This window comes from Burkholderia sp. E168m23 (assembly GCF_016586125.1).
Taxonomy (GTDB): Bacteria; Pseudomonadota; Gammaproteobacteria; order Burkholderiales; family Burkholderiaceae; genus Burkholderia; species Burkholderia orbicola.
Window position 1 is genome coordinate 1 of sequence record NZ_BCPP01000259.1, and the last position, 7,676, is coordinate 7,676.

Below are 7,676 nucleotides of genomic sequence, written 5' to 3' on the forward strand. Positions count from 1 at the left end.
GGCGACACGCGATAGCGGTCCTCGCCGTAGCTCGCCGCCAGGTTCGACAGCACGCGATGCACGCGGCCGATCCCGATCGCATCGGCCCACGCGAGCGGGCCGCACGGATAGTTCACGCCCTTCTCCATCGCGAGATCGAGATCGGCCGGCGAGCACACGCCCTGGTTGACCGTGTCGGCCGCCTCGTTCGCGAGCATCGCGACGGTGCGCATCGCGACCATTCCCGGCACGTCCGCGATGCCGACCACGCGAAAGCCCGCCTGCTGGAACAGGCCGACCGCGTCCGCATACGCGGCGTCGTTGCACTGGAGCGCACGCGTCAGCGCGACGAGCCCGGCCTGCGCGTAATCGCGCGCCAGGTCGACGAGCACGAGGTCGGCCACGCCCGTTTGGGCGGCGCGCGCGGTCGCGGTGCGGCCATCGGTCAGCGCGATCGACGCGCGGCCGGCCACGGCGAGCAGTTCGTCCGCATGCGCGCCGTTGCGCCGCGCGCCTTCGATCCGTTCGGCCAGGCGCGTGTGCAGCGCGGCGGCCGGGCCTTCCTGCGCAAACAGCACGACGTCGGCCGGCGCGGCGCGCGGCGGCTCGAGATCGGGCGCGGGCGGCGTCGCGCCGTCCGCATACGAATAGAAGCCGCGCCCGGACTTGCGCCCGAGGAAGCCCGCGTTCACGAGTTCCTGCTGGATCAGCGACGGCGTGTAGCGCGGGTCGTTGAAGTACGCGCGGAACACCGACTCGGTCACCGCGAAATTCACGTCGTGGCCGATCAGGTCCATCAGCTCGAACGGCCCCATCCGGAAGCCGCCAGCTTCGCGCATCACCGCGTCGATCGTGGCCGGCGTGCCGCCCTGCTCGTTCAGTACGCGTAGCGCCTCCGCGTAATACGGCCGTGCGACGCGGTTCACGATGAAGCCCGGCGTCGATTTCGCCATCACCGGTTGCTTGCCCCACGCGGCGGCGGTCGCATGCAGCATCCCGGCGACCTCGGGCGCGGTCGCGAGCCCGCTGACCACCTCGACGAGCGCCATCAGCGGCGCCGGATTGAAGAAATGCAGGCCGGCGACGCGCTGCGGCACGCGCAGCCCGGCCGCGATCGACGTGATCGAGATCGACGACGTGTTGGTCGCCAGCACGCACGCGTCGTCGACATGACGTTCGAGGGTCGCGAAGATCTCGCGCTTCACGTCGAGCCGTTCGGCCGCCGCTTCGACGATCAGCGCGGCGCCCGCGAAATCGGCCAGCGCGCGCACCGCGCGGAGCCGGTTGCCGGCTGCGTCGGCCTGCGCCGGTTCGAGCCGGCCCTTCTCCGCCAGCCGCGCGAACTGCGCGCGGATGCCGGCCAGCGCCTTGTCGCAGGCTGCTTCGTTCAGGTCGTACAGCAGCACCGCATGGCCGGCCGCCGCCGCGACCTGCGCAATGCCCGCGCCCATCGCGCCGGCGCCGATCACGCCGACGACGGCCGACGGCGCGAGCGCGCCCGAGTTCACCGAATGTGCAGAGGAAACAGCCATCGCTTGCGATCCGTCATGAAGGGGAAGTGCGAGCGATTATAAACCGACCGGTCGGTAGATTTATGTCAGGGCGAGCCCGAATGTGTCGGGCAAGAGAGCGTTACGGAAACTGCAAAGACAAAAAAATCGAAAGACCGGGGCACTTTTTGTAAACAGAAAGGTCAACGTAAGCGTTCGAATATGAGATAGTGACCCCCGATCGCCTGATAAAATTCGACAAATTGCCGGATTCCAGGGGGAAACGCGTGTCGCGCCGTCACCGCTGTCCATCGCTCCCTTTCGGGGTCGAGTCAAGCTTCCGGCCCGCGCGTTGCCACGTGTGCTCGTCCCGCCGTCCGCGGGCAGCCGCATCGAACCGTTTCATTCCGCGACGGGCTTCGACCCGCCCGCGCCCCTCGCCGCCTCGCGGCAGCGAACCCAGGGCAGCACCGTTGCGTGCCGCCCCCCTCGGTTTCATCGTCCTCGTTCGGCGGATAGTACGGCCGGGCTTCGTCAACCCGTGACGGCGCGTCGCGCGCCGCCACTCGCATCAGGAAACCCTCCATGCCGCTCTCGTCCAACCAGCTCCCGCGCTGGACCCTCTGGGCCCCGCTTGCCGCCTGGCTGGTACTCGCGCTGTCGCGCGTCGTGCCGGCCGAAGGCCTCGTCATCGCGGTGTTCGCCGCCGCGCTCGCCGGCGCCGTGTTCGCCGCCGTCCACCATGCGGAAGTCGTCGCGCACCGTGTCGGCGAACCGTTCGGCACGCTCGTGCTCGCGGTCGCCGTGACCGTCATCGAAGTCGCGCTGATCGTATCGGTGATGCTCGGCGCGGGCCCGGAAAAATCGGGCCTCGCCCGCGACACCGTCTACGCCGCCGTGATGATCATCTGCAACGGCATCGTCGGCATCTGCCTGCTGGTCGGCGCATGGAAGCACGGCGAACAGGACTTCCAGGGGCGCGGCGCGAGCAAGGCGCTCGCGGTGCTCGCGTCGCTGTCGGTGCTGTCGCTCGTGATGCCGAACTACCTGAGCGCCGCCCCGGGCCCGTTCTTCTCGAAATCGCAGCTCGCGTTCGCCGGCGTCGCATCGCTCGTGCTGTATGGCGCGTTCGTGTTCGTGCAGACCGTGCGCCACCGCGACTACTTCCTCGCCGCGCACGACACCGCCGACGAAGCGGTGCACGCGGCGGCGCCGAGCAACCGCACCGCGATCACCAGCATGGTGCTGCTGTTCGCGAGCCTGGTCGCGGTCGTGCTGCTCGCGAAGCTGCTGTCGCCGGCCGTCGAGCATGCGGTGCTGAAGCTCGGCGCGCCCGAAGCCGCGGTCGGTATCGTGATCGCCGCGCTCGTGCTGCTGCCGGAAGGGCTCGCGGCCGTCACCGCCGCGCGCGCGAACCGCCTGCAGACCAGCATGAACCTCGCGCTCGGTTCGGCGCTCGCGAGCATCGGGCTCACGATCCCGACCGTCGCGGCCGTGTTCATCTGGGTCGGCCAGCCGCTCACGCTCGGGATCGGCGCAATGGAGACGGTGCTGCTCGCGCTCACGCTGCTGGTCAGCACGCTCACGCTGAGCCAGGGGCGCACGACGGTGCTGCACGGCGTCGTGCACGTCGCGCTGTTCGCCGCCTATCTGTTCCTGTCGTTCACCCACTGACGTCCCGCTGCGCGCGGCCCGCCGGATGCTCTCCGCCGGGCCGCGCGCACGTCTTCAAGTCTCCTCCCTCTGCCTCGCTTCACGCCGCCGTTACCGGACGGGGGCGATGGCGCATGACGTGGCGGTTTCGGGCTGCGTGTCCGCGTGAAATCCATAAAGCACAGCCGCGTTGTCGACCAGGATCGCGCCGGCAATCGCGTCGTCGGCCGCGCAATCGTGCAGCCAGCCGAGCAGACGCGCATCGTCGGGCGGCGGCGACGCGTTCGGATGCGGCCAGTTGCTGCCCCACACGCAGCGCGCCGAATGGCCGCGCGCGAGCACGGCGGCAAGCCGCCCGACATCGTCGTAGCCCGGTGCGCCGGATCGCGACGTCTCGTACGGCGCGGACAGCTTCACCCATGCGTGGCCGCGATCGAGCAGGCGTCGCAGTGCGAGGAAGGACGGCGCATCCGGCGCGACGGGCGTCAGGAACTTGCCCGTGTGATCGATGACGATACGCGCAGGCAGCCGCGACAGCGTCGCCTCGATCTCGCCCAGCGTGCGGCCGTCGAACTGCAGGTCGATATGCCAGCCGAGCGGCGCGATCCGCGCGGCCATCCGCTCCAGATCGCGCCATTGCGCAGTGCCGCCCGCCAGCATCATGAAGCGCACGCCGCGCATGCCGGCGGCATGCAGACGTTCCAGCTCGGCCTCCGGCACGTCGACCGGTACCGTCGCGACGCCGCGCGCCTGCGGGCCCAGTGCGGCCAAGGCGTCGAGCGTGCACCGGTTGTCGAAGCCATAGCCGGTCGGCTGCACGACGACCACACGCGTGAGGCCGAGCGCCTGCTGCATGCGCCGATAGGCAGCCACCGGCGCATGGGGCGGTCGAAACGTCGCCGTCGGCGCGAGCGGATACGCATCGTCGTAGATGTGGATATGGCAATCGCACGCGTTGGCGAACCGCGTGCCGCCCGCCTCGTCGCGCGTCATCGCCCGCCCGGTGCGACGGACGCATGCGATGCGCGCCAGCGCGCGAGCCGCGTCGCCTGCGCGGCGTTGACCGCGCCGGTCGGCACGCGTCCGTCGAGCAACGCAGCAAGCTGGTCGACCGTCTCCAGCGCCTGATGCTCGATCGCCGGCAGCGTCAGGCCGCCGATGTGCGGGGTCGCGATGACGCGCGGATGCGCGGCCAGCGCGGGCGTCGGCATCTGGTCCGCCGCGCGGCCGACGTCGAGCGCGCAACCGGCCAGCCGCCCGCTGGCGAGCGCGTCGGCCAGCGCCTGTTCGTCGACGAGTTCGCCGCGCGACGCATTGATGAAGCACGCGCCCGGCTTCATCGCGGCGAATGCCGCCGCATCGATCAGATTCGCGGTGGCCGGCGTGGCCGGCGCAAGGCAGACGACGAAATCCGCGTCGCGCAGCAGCGTGGCGAAGTCGACCTGTTCGAGCGGAGGCGCGTCGACCCGTACGTATGGATCGCTGACGAGCACGCGCATGCCGAGCGCCGTCGCGACCGGGGCGAGATGGCGCGCGATCTGCCCATAGCCGATCAGGCCGAGCGTGCTGCCGCGCAATTCTCGCCCCATCCGGGGCACCGGCGGCGCGCCGCGGTGATACGCGTCCGCGTAGCCGCCGATCCCGCGCGCAAGCTCGATCATCGCGCCGACGACCCATTCGGCGACGGCCGGGCCGAAGCCGGGGCTCGCCTGCGTGATCAGCACGCCGAACGCGCTTGCCGCGGCGACGTCGACCGTCCGGATGTCGACCGCGCAACGCAGGAACGCGGCGAGGGCCGGCAGCCCCGCGAACAGCGCGCGAGGCGCCGGCGTCTGCCGGTACGCGATGATCGCGTCGCATCCCTGCGCGGCGGCAATCAGCTCGTCCGTGTCGAGTTCGCGATCGTGCGGGTTGCAGGTGACGTCCGCGATCGCGCGCAGCGCGCGCAACGCGCTGGCGCCGTAGTAGTGGTCGATCATCCCGGCCGGATGCGTGACGTAGACGCGCGTCATGCGTAATCCCCCCGCGTGCCGGCCGCCTGCGTCGGCGGCGACGCCACCGACGCGCGCTCCACGAGCGTCACGTCCGCGAACACGCATTGCCCGGATGCGGCCGGCGCGTCGCCCTCTTGCCGCATCACGCGCCGCACCATCTCGCCGGCCATTTCGGTGACGGGCAGTTGCACCGTGGTGAGCGCCGGCCACGAGATCGCCGACAGGAAATGACCGTCCATCCCGATGACGGAGACATCGTCCGGCACCCGCAAGCCGCCGTCGCGCAGCCCGGCCATCAGGCCGAGCGCGAACAGGTCGTTGACCGCGACGATGCCGGTCGGCCGCGCCGGATCGGCCGCGAGCTCGACGCCGAGCGCACGCCCGACATCGACGATCACCGAGTCGCCGTATTCGTTCGCGGGGCCGCCGTCGAGCACGCGCGCCTGGGTGGCGCCGCCCGCCTCGCTCGCCACGGCGAGAAAGCCGCGGATCTTGTCGCTGCGGCTCACGGTGACGCCGGCCACCGTCGCGAACGCGAGCCGCGTATGGCCCGCTTCGACGAGCCGGCGCGTCGCGAGCCGCGCGGCCGCCTCGTTGTCGGCCGTCACGTGATCGACCTTCGATTGCTCGCCGGGTGTCGCGCGACGGTCGTAGCTGACGACCGTCATCCCCGCTCGGCCGCACGCTCGAGGTGGCTTTCGTCGGCGAGCGACGAGATCACGATCACGCGCCGCACGCCGTGCGCATAGAGATCGTCGAAGAACGACGCCTCCTTGCGCGCATCGCGGTACGTGTTGCCGATCAGCACGCGATGGCCATACCGTTCCTGCGCGCAGGCCTCGATCTCGCGTGCGATGTAGCCGTACATCGGGTTCGCCATCGACGGCACCAGCAGCCCGACGAGCGGCGTCTGCCCCGTCTTGAGCTGGCGCGCGAGCGTGCTCGGCCGGTACTGCAGCGCGTCCATCGCCGCCTTCACGCGTTCGAGCGTTTCCGGCTTCATCTGGTCGGTGCGTCCGTTGAGCACGTTCGAAACCGTGCTGACCGAAACGGCCGCATGACGGGCCACGTCCTGAATCGTACTCATGTCGTCTTGCATGGAACGGGCTACAGGCCGAAATGGGCCGGCAGCCACAACGAAAACGCCGGTGCGAAGATCAGCGCCACGAGGGCAGCGAACAGCACCAGCAGGTATTTCACCATCGGCCGAGCTACGCGCCCGACCTCGGTGCCCGTGATCGCGCACGTCGTGAACAGCCCGAGCCCGACCGGCGGCGCGAACAACCCGAACCCCATCGCCACCACCACAACCGTGCCGAAATGCAGCGGATTGATACCGAGCTGCAGTGCGATCGGCGCGAGCAGCGGCCCGAAGATGATCAGCGCGGGCGCGCCTTCGAGCACGGCGCCGAACACGATCATCAGCAGCGCCGCCAGCAGCAGGAACATCGTCGCGCCGTATTGATGGGCAAACGCCGTCATTGTGCCCGAGACGAGGGCCGGAATCTGCTCGATCGACAGCGCGAACGACACGCTCGACGCCGCCGCGACGATGAACAGGATACCGCTCGCCATCGATGCGGCGCGCACGAACACGCGGCCGACCGAGCGCCACGTCAGTTCGCGAAACGCGATCCAGCCCACGACGAGCGCGTAGACCACCGCGAACGCCGACACTTCGGTCGACGTCGCGATCCCCGACGTCACGCCCTTGCCGATCATCGCGACCATGACCAGCGCGACGAGCGCGCCGCCCGCCAGCGGCAGCCATGCGCGACGCTCGCCGAACACCTCGGCCACGTCGATCTTGCGCCCGGTGATCACCGTCACGACCGCGAGCGACGCGGCCAGCACGGCCGCCGGGACGATCCCCGCGACGAACAGCCCGGCGATCGAGATGTTCGCGACGAAGCCCATGATGATCATGTTCACGCACGGCGGAATCGTCTCGGCCATCACCGCGCTGCACGCGAGCAGCGCGGCGGTTTCGTTCGGGTCCTGCCGCGCGCGGCGCACCGCCGGCATCACGACGCCGCCCACCGCCGCGATATCGGCCAGTTTCGAGCCCGATACGCCGGAAAAGCACGCCGTCGCGAAGATCACGATCAGGCCGAGCCCGCCCCGCACGCGCCCGAAGATCCGCAGCAGCAGCTCGACGAGCCGCGCGGACATCCCGTTGGTCTCCATCAGCAGCCCCGCCAGCACGAAGAACGGCACCGCGAGCAGCACGAAGTGGTCGGCCCCGGCCATCACCTGTTGCGAGTAGACGAGCAGCGGCAGCGTCGGATCGGCGAGGAAATACAGCAGCGCCGAAAACGCCAGCACGAACCCGATCGGCACGCCGAGCACCAGCCCGCCGACGAAGCCCGCGACCAGCAGCGTGCCCGGCGCGACCGCCTGCGCGGGCCACAGCGCGTTCCAGCCGTACACGGCGCCCGCGAGCGCCGCACAGCACACGAACGTGCCGATCACCCGGCGGCGCGGCGCGTTCAGCGCATTGGCGAGCGCGAATACGGTCATAAACAGCGCGCCGAACATCATCGGATACCCGTTGATCCAG

Annotated in this window: 5 protein-coding genes and 1 pseudogene; 1 reads left to right on the forward strand and 5 read right to left on the reverse strand. The window is 70.2% G+C overall.

What is annotated here, in order from left to right; translation table 11 throughout:
- Nucleotides 1-1,511, reverse strand: a 1,511-nt coding sequence (locus tag JMF90_RS15305; RefSeq protein WP_201325206.1) for a 3-hydroxyacyl-CoA dehydrogenase, incomplete at its 3' end; no start/stop codon positions are given.
- 543 nt (nucleotides 1,512-2,054) lie between these two features.
- Here JMF90_RS15305 and JMF90_RS15310 point away from each other — a divergent pair.
- Nucleotides 2,055-3,143, forward strand: a complete 1,089-nt coding sequence (locus JMF90_RS15310) for a calcium:proton antiporter (protein ID WP_011547583.1) — start codon at nucleotides 2,055-2,057, stop codon at nucleotides 3,141-3,143.
- Between the two features lie 90 nt (nucleotides 3,144-3,233).
- Here the strand turns inward: JMF90_RS15310 and JMF90_RS15315 are convergent, their stop codons facing one another.
- The 4 genes and pseudogenes from JMF90_RS15315 to JMF90_RS15330 form a co-directional block, all read right to left on the reverse strand.
- Nucleotides 3,234-4,115 (reverse strand): amidohydrolase, encoded by an 882-nt coding sequence (locus JMF90_RS15315; protein ID WP_011547582.1) that lies wholly within the window; start codon nucleotides 4,113-4,115, stop codon nucleotides 3,234-3,236.
- Nucleotides 4,112-5,134 carry a D-isomer specific 2-hydroxyacid dehydrogenase family protein gene (locus tag JMF90_RS15320; RefSeq protein ID WP_011547581.1) on the reverse strand — a complete coding sequence of 341 codons (1,023 nt, stop codon included), beginning with the start codon at nucleotides 5,132-5,134 and terminating at the stop codon, nucleotides 4,112-4,114. The genes JMF90_RS15315 and JMF90_RS15320 overlap by 4 nt, the downstream gene beginning before the upstream one ends.
- A pseudogene (locus JMF90_RS15325) lies at nucleotides 5,131-6,215 on the reverse strand (LacI family DNA-binding transcriptional regulator). The gene JMF90_RS15320 and the pseudogene JMF90_RS15325 overlap by 4 nt, the downstream one beginning before the upstream one ends.
- An 8-nt stretch (nucleotides 6,216-6,223) precedes the next feature.
- The coding region (locus tag JMF90_RS15330; RefSeq protein WP_236597983.1) for a TRAP transporter large permease at nucleotides 6,224-7,676 on the reverse strand (1,453 nt) is incomplete at its 5' end.